The sequence below is a fragment of the Ruegeria sp. BG11 genome (genome assembly GCF_056538565.1).
Window position 1 is genome coordinate 140,792 of record NZ_JBQFTH010000012.1, and the last position, 13,731, is coordinate 154,522.

Annotated in this window: 10 protein-coding genes and 1 pseudogene; 8 read left to right on the plus strand and 3 right to left on the minus strand. The window is 54.5% G+C overall.

Features of this window, described 5'->3' with window-relative positions; genetic code table 11:
* Positions 1-193: 193 nt before the first annotated feature.
* The 3 genes and pseudogenes from ACR0JF_RS18940 (at position 194) to ACR0JF_RS18950 (ending at position 2,751) form a co-directional block, all read left to right on the plus strand.
* Positions 194-925: pseudogene (locus tag ACR0JF_RS18940) on the plus strand (IS5 family transposase).
* A 368-nt stretch (positions 926-1,293) separates the two neighbouring features.
* Positions 1,294-1,857, plus strand: coding sequence for a hypothetical protein (locus tag ACR0JF_RS18945; RefSeq protein ID WP_480669653.1), 564 nt, complete (start codon positions 1,294-1,296; stop codon positions 1,855-1,857).
* 3 nt (positions 1,858-1,860) lie between these two features.
* Positions 1,861-2,751: a hypothetical protein gene (locus tag ACR0JF_RS18950; RefSeq protein WP_480669654.1), complete on the plus strand. Its 891-nt coding sequence runs from the start codon at positions 1,861-1,863 to the stop codon at positions 2,749-2,751.
* Here the strand turns inward: ACR0JF_RS18950 and ACR0JF_RS18955 are convergent.
* The 3 genes from ACR0JF_RS18955 to ACR0JF_RS18965 all read right to left on the minus strand — a co-directional run bounded on the left by ACR0JF_RS18955 (position 2,662) and on the right by ACR0JF_RS18965 (position 5,867).
* The gene (locus tag ACR0JF_RS18955) at positions 2,662-3,750 is read right to left on the minus strand and encodes a glycosyltransferase (protein WP_480669655.1); all 1,089 of its coding nucleotides are present in this window, start codon (positions 3,748-3,750) and stop codon (positions 2,662-2,664) included. The genes ACR0JF_RS18950 and ACR0JF_RS18955 overlap by 90 nt on opposite strands.
* A 1-nt stretch (position 3,751) precedes the next feature.
* The gene (locus ACR0JF_RS18960) at positions 3,752-4,705 is read right to left on the minus strand and encodes a glycosyltransferase family 2 protein (RefSeq protein ID WP_480669656.1); all 954 of its coding nucleotides are present in this window, start codon (positions 4,703-4,705) and stop codon (positions 3,752-3,754) included.
* A gap of 409 nt (positions 4,706-5,114) precedes the next feature.
* Positions 5,115-5,867, minus strand: a complete 753-nt coding sequence (locus ACR0JF_RS18965) for an acyltransferase (RefSeq protein ID WP_480669657.1) — start codon at positions 5,865-5,867, stop codon at positions 5,115-5,117.
* A 202-nt stretch (positions 5,868-6,069) separates the two neighbouring features.
* Here ACR0JF_RS18965 and ACR0JF_RS18970 point away from each other — a divergent pair, with 202 nt between their 5' ends.
* The 5 genes from ACR0JF_RS18970 to ACR0JF_RS18990 form a co-directional block, all read left to right on the plus strand.
* Entirely contained in the window at positions 6,070-6,837 is a 768-nt protein-coding gene (locus ACR0JF_RS18970; protein ID WP_480669658.1) for a class I SAM-dependent methyltransferase, read from the plus strand.
* Positions 6,838-6,840: 3 nt separating this feature from the next.
* On the plus strand, positions 6,841-8,415 hold the full coding sequence (locus tag ACR0JF_RS18975; protein ID WP_480669659.1) for a glycerol-3-phosphate dehydrogenase/oxidase: 1,575 nt from the start codon (positions 6,841-6,843) through the stop codon (positions 8,413-8,415).
* On the plus strand, positions 8,412-9,416 hold the full coding sequence (locus tag ACR0JF_RS18980) for an NAD-dependent epimerase/dehydratase family protein (RefSeq protein ID WP_480669660.1): 1,005 nt from the start codon (positions 8,412-8,414) through the stop codon (positions 9,414-9,416). Before ACR0JF_RS18975 ends, ACR0JF_RS18980 begins: the two co-directional genes overlap by 4 nt.
* Positions 9,416-10,735, plus strand: coding sequence for a glycosyltransferase family 4 protein (locus ACR0JF_RS18985; RefSeq protein ID WP_480669661.1), 1,320 nt, complete (start codon positions 9,416-9,418; stop codon positions 10,733-10,735). Before ACR0JF_RS18980 ends, ACR0JF_RS18985 begins: the two co-directional genes overlap by 1 nt.
* Before the next feature lie 271 nt (positions 10,736-11,006).
* A partial coding sequence (locus tag ACR0JF_RS18990) for an Ig-like domain-containing protein (protein ID WP_480669662.1) occupies positions 11,007-13,731 on the plus strand: 2,725 nt, incomplete at its 3' end.

Below are 13,731 nucleotides of genomic sequence, written 5' to 3' on the forward strand. Positions count from 1 at the left end.
TGATTGAGTGAAGCAGCGCCTACAGCTTTCGTCAATTTCAAGGAGATTAAAGAAGCCAGTGGGCTTTTGAATGTGTCTATGGCTAGAACAATCATCGTAAATGATTAGAAATTAGACTAGATTCTGGACCTATTAATTTGGTTGCCGTCATCTCGGCTGCGTGATTCAAGCCCCTGAGTTTCAGGGGTATAACATGAGCAATCTATCTGGCTGAGCGACGACCAGATGGCGCGGCTTCAGCCTTACTTTCCAAAGAGCCATGGCAAGCCGAGGGTTGTTGATCGTCGTGTACTGTGCGGGATTATTTTCATCAAACGTAATGGGTTACGTTGATCAGATGCGCCGCGTGAGTATGGACCTCCAAAGACGCTGTACAATCGCTGGAAACGATGGAGCGATATGGGTGTGTTCGCTCGAATCATAACCGGGCTGGCTGCTGAAAGCACGTATCACAAGACGATCATGATTGACACAACATATCTCAAAGCGCACCGAACGGCCTCCAGCCTGCGGTTGAAAAATGGGGGCGCACCAAGGGTGGTATGAAGACGAAACTGCACGGTATTACTGACAGCCTCGGACGCTCCAGCGGCTTCTTCATTTTCGCAGGCCAAGTCAGCGATTACACGGGCGCCTGGGCTCTGGTGAACAGTCTGCCGCCGGCTGACTGGCTACGGGGAGATCGAGGCTATGACGCAGACTGGTTTAGCGAAGCCCTTAGTGACAGGGGAATTAGGCCCTGCATCCCAGGTCGAAAATCACGCGACAAGCCTGTCCGATACGACAAGCGTCGCTACAAACGACGCAACCGCATTGAAATCATGTTTGGACGCCTGGAAGATTGGCGGTGCGTCACTGCCCGATATGACAGATGCCCAAAGTATTCCTCTCGGCCATCGTTCTCGCTGCCACAGTTCTGTTCTGACTGTATATCAATGAGCCTGGAGCTTAACTCTTAAAATTTGGTTTGGGCTTCCATAAATCTGCATATAGCCAGATGCTGGATTCCAGAGATTTAATTTGCAAAGGTTTATTGCTTTGAGCAGCATCGGATCAGTGAAAAATAATACGTTCCAGAGGGAGTGTAGAGTAGACGGGCACGTACACCTGCATCCAAATTACGATGTCGCCCACGCGCTAGACAGCGCGATCCGCAACATGGCACTTTTTCCTGCACAAGTGAGATCAACCGGAGTTTTGTTGTTAACAGAAATGGCAGGCGTCGACCGCTTCAGTACGCTTCCCAAAACAGCCGGGAATTGGTTCATCGAACCCTGTGCAGAACCGGCTTCCATGTGTGCCGGCTATGATGGCGGATGCCGGATATTCATTGTAGCGGGCCGCCAGATCGTGACGTCCGAGGGGCTCGAAGTTCTTGTGCACGGGGTCAAAGATATCATCCCTGATGGCCTGCCGCTGCCTGACGTGATGGCAGCCGCGAAGGATCACAAGGCTATTGCTGTTCTCCCTTGGGGTGTTGGCAAATGGACCGGCGCGCGGGGGCGTATCATACAATCCCTGGCCTCGTCCCCTCCGACCTCGGACAGGTTCTTCTTTGCAGATAGTGGTGTGCGTCTTAGAGGGACCCCCCGGCCTAGGCTTCTGACCAAGGCCGAAGAGAACGGCTGGTGCGTTCTGGCCGGTTCCGACCCGCTGCCGTTGTCGAACCAGGCCAGTGCCGTTGGCCGGTTCGGGTTTATCGCCGAATTTCCTCTGGACCCGGATCGCCCCTTCAAATCCCTTGAGACCTGGTTGCGTGCCTGCAGGCGCTCTCCGGAAAGCTATGGGACGCTGCAGGGGCTGGTAGGGTTTCTGAGGTATCAGGCGGCCATGCAGATCAGAAAACGCCTGCGATAGCCCATGCCCGCAACGCTTGGTCATATCGGGGTTCAATATCTGGTAACAAAGCTGTACCTGCCCAAAGCAGATGTGAAGTGGATCTTGGCCGGATGCGTCGTGCCGGATATTCCGTGGATTATTCAGCGCTCGTTGCCCTCCCTGACCGGCTTACCCCCGATTGAGCTGCGCTTATACGTTATCGCTCAAAGCACTTTGCTGATGAGTTTAATCCTGTGCGCCTTCCTGGCTCAATTCAGCCGCAATGCCCGAAGCGTGTTTGTTGTTCTTGCCTTGGGGACTGTTCTGCATCTGGGTTTGGACGCTTTGCAGACCAAATGGGCGAATGGGATTGTTCTATTTGCACCGCTACGCTGGAATCTGCTTAATTTCGGTCTGTTCTGGCCCGAGGATTGGCCCACCTATGCATTGTTTGCTCTTTCAGGTGCCGTCGGCATCTGGATCTGGGTAAAGGAACCGCGATACGGCAAGGATCTTCAGTTTCCCGCCGGTTGGCGGGCGGTGACCGCCGCGCTATTTTTAGTGGCCTATGTCGTTCTTCCTATCGGTATGAAGGAGGGTGCCCGGGCTGCAGATTTACACTATGCCGCAACACTGACTGATGTCGAAAGCCGGGTTGGAAAACCGATAGAATTCGACCGGAGTCGCTTGGTCACCCATATCAACGGAACCCACCTGAAGGTTTGGACTGGAGAAGAGTTTGAGCTGATTGCACCGTTCCCCATGCGGAGTGAAATCGCCTCAATCCGCGGGCAGTTCGAAACATCCGCGGCGATCCGCGTCGCGGAGTTTCACATTCATCCCTCAGCCATCCGCAACTTTGCGTCCTATATCGGGCTTTTGATGATCGTCATTTGGTGGGGTCTCTGTCTGATGAATCGGTTCCGCGTCTGAACCGGGTACAACTGAAGGCCGACCGCGCAGGACCTCATCAATTTCATAGCTTCGTAATCTTCGGCTTGACGAGAAGATAATAATTTCTCCGACCAGCCCCAGGGCAACGACCTGAATGCCCAAAACCAGCATCAGGACCGCAAACACCAGTGCCGGACGGTCCGCGAGAGGTGTGTCGAAGAAAAGGCGCTCGATCACCAGATAGGTAATCAGCAGCCCGCCGATCAGGATGAGGGGCACACCGACCGATCCAAAAAAGCGTAAAGGCCGGCGGAGATATTTCAACCCGACAAACAGGGTGAGTACATCAACCAAAGCTCCAACATGGGCGTTCGGCTTGAACTTGTAGATCGCCTGCCCATCAACATCCCTGACAACCGGCAGGTCCACTTCCCTGACATTATAACCTTCCGATGCGGCAATCAGAGGCAAGAAATGTTGGCGTACGCCAAGTTCTGCCGCCTTCAGGAAGACGTCCCGACGTCCCACCCGCGCGCGGCAGAAGACATCCGCGAAATCCTGTTGAAACAGCAGCTTCAAAAGGCCGTGCGTGGCCCGGGCCCGGGCCTTTTGCATCCCGCTTCTGTTCAACTCACTCCGCTTGCCCACGACCATGTCATCCTCGCCAAGCGCATCGATCAGCGTATTGATCGAGGACGGGTCTATTTCGGGCCAGGACGGCAGGGTCACAACAATATCGCCAACCGCCTGACCAATCCCAAGTTTGATCGCCGCGTCTTCGCCATTCCATGGTCTTTGCGGGACAGGTTTCAGGTTTGGCCACTGGGCCGCCAGCGGTTCCAGCGCTGCGCAGATACCGGACGAGACCTGTTCGAATACAACGATCATCTCGTATGGTTCGGGTCTTTGATCCAGCACGGATCGAAAATCCGTCAACAGATCCGCCAGCCCCCTTCCATCTCCTTCTGCACCGACGATCACGGATATCAGCCCGGTTTCGGCCGCGTTGTTTACGGTCGGGTTTTGGTCGTGAAGCATGTTATTCCCTCTCAGGCAGGGCACGCGCGGATTGGCCGCCCAGCCAATACAGCTCGGCGGGGCCGATCTGGCGATGTACCAGGACGCACACCACACCGATTAAAAACAAAAACAAAGTCAGAGATACGCAGAGCATCGCAGCTGACGTATACACCATGACACTGCCCGATCCTGTAGCCCCAGCTCCAAACAAGATCGGCCACGCAAACAAGAGCGCCGCGAGAGCGGATACAGCAGCTAGCCCTGTGAACCGACGCATCGGTTTCCGGGCGAACAAAAGCAACGTCTTGATCGCTATAAGATCCAGCAGAACCTTGAAAATTCTCGACAGCCCGTATTTAGACTCTCCGAACTGACGCGCGTGATGGCGCACGCCAACTTCGGCAATACGGGCACCAACAGGTAGCGTCATGGCCGGGATAAAGCGATGCATGTCTGAATAAAGCGGTACACGTTTGATGATGTTCGCGCGGTACACCTTGAGCGAACATCCATTATCTTTCACCGGCAGGCCCGTGACCTTGCCGATCAGCCGGTTGGCAATCATCGATGGCAGCTTGCGCGACAACCATTTGTCCTGCCGGTTGATCCGCCAGCCGATCACCATGTCATAACCTTCGTCGATCTTTGCTAGCATCATCGGAATGTCCGCCGGATCGTTTTGCAGATCACCATCCATAGTCACCAGAACCGAACCACGCGCATATTCGATACCCGCGGTCATCGCAGCGGTCTGACCATAGTTCCTGCGAAACTTCAGCACGACAACCCGCGGATCTGCAGCGGCCAGATCCGACAGTTTCTGGAAACTCGTATCCGTAGATCCGTCATCGACAAAGATCAACTCGAATGAAAGACCAGCAGCATCCATCGTGTCAGCAACCTTGCTGTACAACAGACCAACGCTTTCTTCCTCATTCAGTATCGGAACGATGACCGAATACCTGATGGTCAATACCTTACTCCCGCTTCAATACCTGCGGCTACAAAACTCAAATGCGCGATCAGTGTGGTCCACTCTCCGGTGCTCAGCGACCCTAGCAATGCACAAATGCGAAAGCAATTATTGAAAAAGATGACCAGCCTTGGCTGTTTTGTTCTGATTCACTGGGATCATCAGGCATAGTCGCAATGGCCTACTGCACCTGTTTTTGCAGTGTTTTCAGATATAAACTACAGGCGAACCATGTATTTTGTATGTCTGTGGAAGCGCCACAACAGTTTGAAACCCGCCAGGCAGGCCAGTTGGGTCAGTATTCAAAGCTAAGTTGAAGTGTCCAAATGCTGAGCGCAACCCGCAAAATGTAACCAATCCAGTCTTTTTTGAGGCTTTGTTCTTACAAAAGCCCGGTGGAAGCGGCGTATCAGGTTCGCATTCGAATCTGCCGCGCCGGAACGCCCGCCACGATCGCGTTTTCTGCAACATCCGACGTCACGACTGAACCGGCCGCTAAAATCGCACCATCGCCAATGGTTACACCGTCCAGTACAGTGACGTTTGCCCCTACCCAGACATCATTTCCCAATTTGACCGGACCTTTGGTTTCAAGCCCCTGAAGCACCATCGGACCCAGGCCCAAAGCCATCCTGTAGCGCCCCCCTCCGAAATAGCATTGTCCGGCAATGATGCAGTAGTTGCCGATTTCGATCCCTGAAACCCCGCTTAGATTGCACTGGCTGCCAATCGAACAATCGGAGCCAATCCGGAGATAATGGCTCTTGACGAGCAGGACTGTATCGCGCGCGATCAGAGTGCGGTCGCCGATCGAGAAATCTCCTGGCGCGGTGGTACCTCGCGCATCAAGCGCACATCCGTCGTCAATCGTGACGTTGTCACCCAGATGCATCCGCCCCGGGCAGCGCAAAGAAACATCCCGTCCGAAATTCACGCCCCGACCCGACTTGCGGAACAGTCCCGGGAACAGATGTTTTCGCAAGAAAAATCCCAGTGCGCCACGAGTTCCCGCGGCAAAAAGCATTGCAAATTCATAGTGTAAAAGCACACGCCAGCTTTCACTGCCGATAAAGAATCCTTGGTATTTCTTAAGGGCCGAACCGCTGCCGCCCAGGGCATCGACAACGCGATCTTTCGGGACGGCACTGCGCTGGTTTTCCACGTCATTCCCCTGCTTTGACCCCAGTCTATGTGTTGCCTAACATCAAAAACAGACGCGCATCAACTAATCTGCAATGTGCATGGTCCAGAAGTCGCCATCGCGTTTTCTGCAGTGCAGAGCGATGTTGCCAATAAGGCTCAAGGAACCGTAGAGTGCGCGCAACACGATTGGTTAAGAGTTTTAGTTTGGATGGTGTTGGCCGGTGAAAAGCATCTCGGATTTTTGGGACCAGAACGTTTCGAACTGGAAAGTGGCGCGTCACATTAAGGTCGGGACGCCAGACTTCTTCAAAGAAGTCGAACGGTATCGCTTTGAAAAGCTCGATTACCTTGCTCCCATTGCCGGGTATGATCGATGGTCCGGTCAGAAGGTGCTGGATATCGGATGTGGTCTTGGGACGGATACGTCTTGCTTTGCATCACATGGCGCCGATGTCACCGGCATAGACATCTCGCCACGGGCAATAGAACTGACAAAGGAAAACTTCGGATGGAGAGGGCTTCCGGGGCACTTTCAAGTCATGAACGGAGAGGCGTTGGAGTTTCCGGACAATACGTTCGATTTTGTTTATTGCCACACTGTTCTTCATTTTACGCCATCGCCCGAAAAAATGGTGCGTGAAATCTACCGTGTCTTGAAGCCGGAAGGAAGAGCTCTTCTGATGACAATTAACAGGCGATCGTGGTTGTATTTTATGCACCGCACCGCCGGAGTGAAAATTGATTACATGGATGCTCCGGTGTTTCACAAGATGGACCTGAGTGAGTTCAGGGAATTGATCGGCCCGTTCCATGAGAGAGAAATCAGGCTTTACCGGTTTCCCAAAAGGACAGAGGTGCACAAGGGGTGGAAAGCAACCCTCTACAACACCCTTTTCGTTGATCTGTTCCACGCCCTTCCGGCGCGCATGACCCGGAATACCGGATATCACATGCTTGCCTTTTTACAGAAACCGGACTCGGCCGAATAAACCATGAAGCGCGACCCGTCACACCTGCAAGATCGTATCTTTGATGTGGCTGTTATTGGCGGCGGCATTCAGGGCGCATGTGTTGCACGGGACGCGGCTTTGCGGGGGCTGAGCGTCGCGCTGATTGAGCAAGCGGATTTTTGCAGCGCAACCAGCCACAATTCCCTGAAGACCATACATGGCGGCATCCGGTACCTTCAGCATCTAAATTTCAAGCGCGCTATTGAATCCATCAGGGAGCAGCAGATTTTCCTGAAGACCGCGCCTCATCTTGTTCAGCCCCTGCAATTTCTGATGCCCACCTACGGGTTCGGCATGCGGGGACCGTTGGCATTGGGAGCGGGGATTGGCCTGTTTGAGGTGTTGAGCGCCTTTGTTTCCTTGCGAAACGGCAGCAGACCGGGTTGGCCGAAGGGGCGGCTCATGCGCGCTGCCGCCTGCAAAAAACTTGCCCCTGGCATAGATCAAAGTGACATGACGGGCGGGGGTCTATGGACAGACGCTCAGGTTGGTTTCGCGGATAAGGCCGTTTTGCAGATATTACAGCAAGCAGTGGATCATGACGCATGTATCGCCAATTACGTGAAAGCCGAAAAGCTGCGCTTTAACACCACCCATCCAAATGTCGTTTGCGGACTTGAGGCAACCGACATGCGAACCGGTGAAGCGATCAAAATACAGGCGCGTTCAGTGGTCAACGCAACCGGACCCTGGGTCGCAAACTGGCTGAAACATGCGGGACACTCTGATCTGTCGCTGACCGTTGGATTGGTCAAAAGCATGAACCTTGTGACCAACAAGCCCGCGTTGCCACATGCCATTGCGGTCAAGAGTAACCGGGCTTCCGATTCTAGGATCGACACAGCCAAGCGGATGTATTTTGTCGTGCCCTGGCAAGGGAAGGCCGTGATTGGCACGACACATTTCACATATCGCAGCACCACGGGTGACATGACCGTCGATCAGGATGAAATCGCGGCATTTGTGGACGAATTCAACGTGGCCTACCCCGCGATGGACCTGAAAACCGAAGATGTTCTGTACTGCTACCAGGGCCTGACACCGGGGCACGACAGCGTCAGCGAGGACGGGGCAAAGCTGCACGAAAGCAAGATCATTGATCATGAGGCCACGGATGACATCCGCGGTCTGTTCAGCATTGTCAGCATCAAGTGGACCACGGCCCGGCTGACGGCGGAACAGGCCGTGGACCGGCTGCTGGAGCACTGGAATGACCGCCGCACATGTCAGACGCGCCGGACACCTCTTCCGGACTATCCGGACATGCCGCATGACACTTGTAAGCTTTCTGATGCGCAATTGCGCGACTTTGTAGTGACGCATGTCGAAAATACGCAGGCTTTCAGCTTTGCCGACATTGTCTTACGCCGGACTAATGACCTTGTATTAGGCCGGATGAGTACAAAACACTTTGCTTTGATTTTATGGACGATGGCGGAATATTTTAGCTGGCCAGATGACCTGCGGCGCAAAGAAGCGCAGCAGGTTCTGAATCGTTTGGCTCCGTCTACCTTTAGAAACACATTGATCAACGAGTTAGAGGCGACGTCACTATGAGTATTGGTGCAGGCGATATTGTACTGGTGACCGGAGCGACCGGCTTCACCGGCAAGCATCTGGTCAGGAAATTGTGTGCGACAGGTGCCACGGTGCGCGCAATCGTACGCAAGTCGTCACAGATTGATGACATCAGGGATCTGCCGATCGAATTCTTCCAGGGCGATGTATTCGACGAAAGCGTGGTCAAACAGGCTACTGATGGCGTTCATTATGTTTTCCATGTTGCTGCAGCATATCGCGAAGCCAAGATTAGTGACGACATCTACTGGAAGGTCCATGTGGAAAGCACGCATCACTTGGCCCGGGCCGTCGCCAAAAATCCTGGCTTCAAAAGGTTTGTCCATGTTTCTACCATAGGTGTTCACGGGCATATTGAAGACCCGCCCGCAAACGAGGAATATCGTTTCTCGCCCGGAGATCGGTACCAAGACACCAAGGTCGAAGCGGAACTCTGGATCCGGGATTTTGCCGAGACCGAGGATCTGCCGCTTACCGTGGTCAGGCCCGCGGCCATTTACGGTCCCGGGGATCGCCGTTTGCTGAAGGTCTTCAGGATGGCGAAGAAACCAGTCGTTCCCATCTTGGGATACGGGTGCAAAGGCATGTACCACCTGATCCACGTGAAAGACCTAGTCCGCTTCATGATCCTAGCCGCGACGCATGAGAAAACCCTCGGTGAGGTCTATATCTGCGGTGCCCGGGATCCCATCAGTATCGAGCAGATGATCCGCGTCATCGCAAAAGACCTGCAGGCGACACCCGCGATCATCCGCCTGCCCGTCACCCCGTTTTTCATCGCTGGCGACATCTGCGAAAGCATTTGCAAACCGCTAGGGGTCGAGCCGCCGATCTACCGAAGACGGGTCGCCTTCTTCACCAAGGATCGCGCGTTCGATACGTCTAAGATGCGAGAGCAGACCGGATACGAATATCTTTATACGAATGAGAGCGGGCTGGCGGATACCGCCGACTGGTATATCAAAGAGGGATGGTTGTAATGTCTGATCAGCACACGCTTTCAGCGCACCAAAAAGCGGATATGCTGGTTGTTGCACCACATCCGTTCTTCACCCCCCGGGGGACACCGTTCAGCGTCTACTATCGGACGCTCGTTCTGGCCGAGGCAGGCGTGAAAATAGACCTGCTGACCTATCATCCAGGACAGGATGTGGATATTCCGGGCGTGCGCATCGTGCGTATCCCGCGTATCGCGTTCCTGGAACCTGTTCCGATCGGACCATCTATAAAGAAGATGTTTCTGGATGTCTTTGTCCTGCTCTGGACGGTCGGTATGCTCATCAGGCACCGGTACGGATTGGTCCATGCCCATGAGGAATCCGTCTTCTGGTGCAGGGCGCTGAAGCCGATCTTCCGGTTTCGGATGATCTACGACATGCATTCCAGCCTACCTCAACAACTCGAAAACTTCGGCTTCACGAAATCGAAAATACTGATCGGTATCTTCCGCTTTCTCGAGGAAAGCTGCCTGAAAGCTGCGGATGCGGTGATCACGATATGTCCGGATCTGCGAGACTATGCCCTGCAACAGGGCGTCGCCGAGCAAAAGCAGTTCCTAATCGAAAATTCGATCTTCGACGATGTCAAACTAAAGGCCTCTCACGGTGCATCTGCAGCTGTAGATTCCGAGGCTGAAGATGTCGTGTTTTCCGCAGAAAACCCAACTATGGTCTACGCTGGGACATTCGAAAAATACCAAGGTATCGATCGGGTCATCAAAGCGTTTGCAAAGATTGCCGATCAACACCCAAAGGCAAGGCTAATATTGGCCGGCGGCACTCCGGATCAGGTCAATGCTATGAAAAAAGTGGCGACCTATGAAGGGTTGTCAGATCAATGTGTGTTTACCGGCCGAGTATCCAAGAAGGCTGCCTTGAGGTTGAACCGGGACGCAGACGTTTTGTTGTCTCCCCGTATCGATGGCACCAACACGCCACTGAAGGTCTACGAACAACTTGCAAGCGGTAAGCCGTTGATTGCTACGCGCATCTGGTCGCACACGCAGGTGCTGGATGATGAATATTGCTTCTTGGTCGACCCGACACCAGACTCGATCGCCGAAGGTATGCGTGAAGTGCTGGATAGCCCCGACGAAGCCAAGCGACGCGCGGGGAATGCCCGCACATTATATGAACAAAAATATGCGCGCCCAATCTACGAAACTAAAATTCGCAACCTCTTGACCGAGGTTAACTTCAAGGACACTGCCCCCGAGACATCCCGCCAGAGCGCAGAACAGGCCAGCCAGAGTGTACCTGGTTTGACTGAGCCCCGTGTCAACCGTATCGCAGATAAGTGACAAAAGAGCAGCATTCAGAGGAGGCGTTTTTTTTTGCAATCGCGCCATATATTTGCGATCAGTGCACGAAATGGGAATTTGAAAGCAAACGTTTCAATAAGGGAAACGATTATCCGGTGATTTTGGCGTAGAGTTGATTTGCCCTGAGGCCCTTCTTAGCTATACAAATACATAGGGCTGAGATTGTTTGAGTTTTGTTTTAGCCAGTAGGGTGGCAACAACCTAGTTTCGCGCGGGATGTGGTCACTGGTTTAATAGTGGGTTGGGTTACATGGCGACATTCTCTGAAGAATTTGATTCTCCATTGCATGCCAGTGATTGGCTGATATCGGACTACGCATTGCCCGGAGGCTGGATTGATACAGCCTGGTCGCCTTCCAATGTCACGGTTGAAGCGGGTCAACTTACCCTGACACTTGATGATCAACCACTGGATGGAAAATCCTATAGCGGCGGTGAAATACGCTCTGTCGAAGACTTTAGTTTTGGAACATACACCGTCACGATGCAGACGGCAGATGGCAGCGGTGCAAACTCGACATTTTTCCTATATTCCCCCCAGACCGAAATCGATTTTGAGTTCCTTAGCAGTGATCCAACCCAGGCACTGGTGACATATCACTTTGGCGGCGAGAGTTCGGGAGTCGTTGTTGACCTAGGCTTCGACTCTTCAGCCGGATTGCACACCTACACGATCGAATGGGGACCAGACTCGATTGAATGGTATGCAGATGGGAATCTTTTACATTCTGTGATTGATCCCACCGACCTAGAAGTTCCAACCGCAGACGCGCAGATTTTTCTGAGCATCTGGCACGGGACGCCGAGTTGGATGGGCGCCCCCACGTTCGCACCATCCACTTCTGCAACCTATGATTCCGTAAGCTTCACTGCGCGCACGGCACCCATTGCACAGGAGGATTGGGTCGTCTTGACCGAGAGCGGGCCGGTTATTCTGAATCTGCTGGCAAACGACAATGATCCCGACGGCCTGCCACTTACCGACAGCGATATCGTAATCACGCAAGCACCAACATTCGGCAGCCTGTCACAAGATCTCGGGACCGGTTTGTTTACCTACACGCCATCTGATCCAGATTTCGTCGGAATCGAACGCTTCGAGTACACAGTTTCGGACAACAACGGAGAAGTCTCAAACACAGCTTGGGTTACTGTACAGGTAGGGCTGGACCCGATTGATCCTGAGGCGGTTCAGCTGACGGATGGCAATGATGACAATCTTGCGCAGATCACGGCCGGGACGGATATTTTTGACGGTCTGGCCGGCGATGACACGCTTTATGGCGGGGATGGCGGCGATCTGCTCTATGGCAATATCGGCAATGACGTTCTGAACGGCAATGACAGCGGCGACAGTCTTTATGGCGGGTCTGGGAATGATGTTCTGGACGGCGGCAAGAACGATGACGTTCTGGACGGAGGCGCGGGTGCGGATACGCTGACGGGCGGCAAAGGTAATGACACGTTCAAGTTCTCGGTGGTCGATGGTGCGCTGGACACGGTCGAGGATTACGCCTGGTGGAACTTCCTGGATGTGGGCGATGCGCTGGTGGGCTACACACAGGGTGTCGACACACTGACCGACTTTGTGCGCTTCACCACGGTTGGCAATGACACGCTGCTGGAGATCAACCCGGACGGGGCCAGCGGCTTCGTCCAGGTCGCCCTGCTCACCGGCGTCCGCAACCTGGCCGGAACCGAAGCCGATATGGAAGCAAACGGACGGTTACTGACGGCAGGCACAAACATAGCGCCGGATGCGGTTGATGACGCAGCGACGGTGGATGAGGATCAGAGTGTCACGATTGACGTTCTGGCCAATGACAGCGATGCGGATGGCGGCACGCTGTCGCTGCAGTCGGTCACCCAAGGCCAGTTTGGTTCTGTGGTGATCAATGCAGGTCAGCTTGAATACACGCCGGATACGGATGCCAACGGAACCGACAGCTTTAGCTACACGGTGTCGGACGGTCAGGGTGGTACGGCCGTTGCGACGGTGACGGTGACGGTGACGCCGGCGCCGGATGCGCCGGTGGCGCAGGACGATGCAACCAGCGGTGAGCAGGACGGCCCGATCCAGATCGACGTTCTGGCCAATGACAGCGACGCGGATGGCGATGCGCTGAGCATCGATATCTCGGGCTCGACGCCCGCAAACGGTCAGGTCTCGGTCTCGAACGGGCAGATCGTCTATACGCCCGATCCCGGCTTTGTTGGCGAGGACAGCTTTACCTATGCGGCCTCGGACGGCAGCTCCAGCAACACCGCCACCGTGACGGTGACGGTCTATGAGACCAACGCCGCGCCGGTGGCCGCCCCCGATGCCGCCACCACAAACGAAGACCAGGCGGTGGTGATCGATCTGCTGGCCAATGACAGCGACGCCAATGGCGACCCGCTGAGCGTGACCGCGCTGACCAGCGCTTTCGACGATCCCGGCACCGTCGGCGTGGTCGAGACCGAGCATGGCTCGGTCACCCTGGCAAACGGGGTTGCGACCTATACGCCGGATGCGGATTTCAACGGGGTGGACAGCTTCGGCTATACGCTCAGCGACACCAAGGAGAGTACGGCGGGCACGGTCTCGGTGACGGTGGACGCGCTCAATGACGCGCCGGACGCTCAGGATGACACGGCGACCACAGACCCGGATGTTGCGATCTCGATTGACGTTCTGGCCAATGACAGTGATGCGGATGGCGATGCACTGACGATCGATGTGTCGGGCTCGGCCCCGTCGAACGGATTTGTGTCGGTGGTGAATGGCGAGATTCTTTATACCCCGGATGCGGGATATATCGGCAACGACAGCTTTAGCTATGCGGTCTCGGACGGCACCGAGAGCCGGACCGCAACGGTGTCGGTGACGGTGGGCTCGCTCTATGACCCGATTGATCCTGAGGCGGTTCAGCTGACGGATGGCAATGATGACAATCTTGCGCAGATCACGGCCGGGACGGATATTTTTGACGGTC

Bases quoted from the DNA above. Each gene is read 5' to 3' on its own strand.
- ACR0JF_RS18950 (WP_480669654.1), top strand. From the start codon at position 1,861: ATGCCCGCAACGCTTGGTCATATCGGGGTTCAATATCTGGTAACAAAG.
- ACR0JF_RS18955 (WP_480669655.1), bottom strand. From the start codon at position 3,750: ATGCTTCACGACCAAAACCCGACCGTAAACAACGCGGCCGAAACCGGG.
- ACR0JF_RS18945 (WP_480669653.1), top strand. From the start codon at position 1,294: ATGTGTGCCGGCTATGATGGCGGATGCCGGATATTCATTGTAGCGGGC.
- ACR0JF_RS18980 (WP_480669660.1), top strand. From the start codon at position 8,412: ATGAGTATTGGTGCAGGCGATATTGTACTGGTGACCGGAGCGACCGGC.
- ACR0JF_RS18985 (WP_480669661.1), top strand. From the start codon at position 9,416: ATGTCTGATCAGCACACGCTTTCAGCGCACCAAAAAGCGGATATGCTG.
- ACR0JF_RS18975 (WP_480669659.1), top strand. From the start codon at position 6,841: ATGAAGCGCGACCCGTCACACCTGCAAGATCGTATCTTTGATGTGGCT.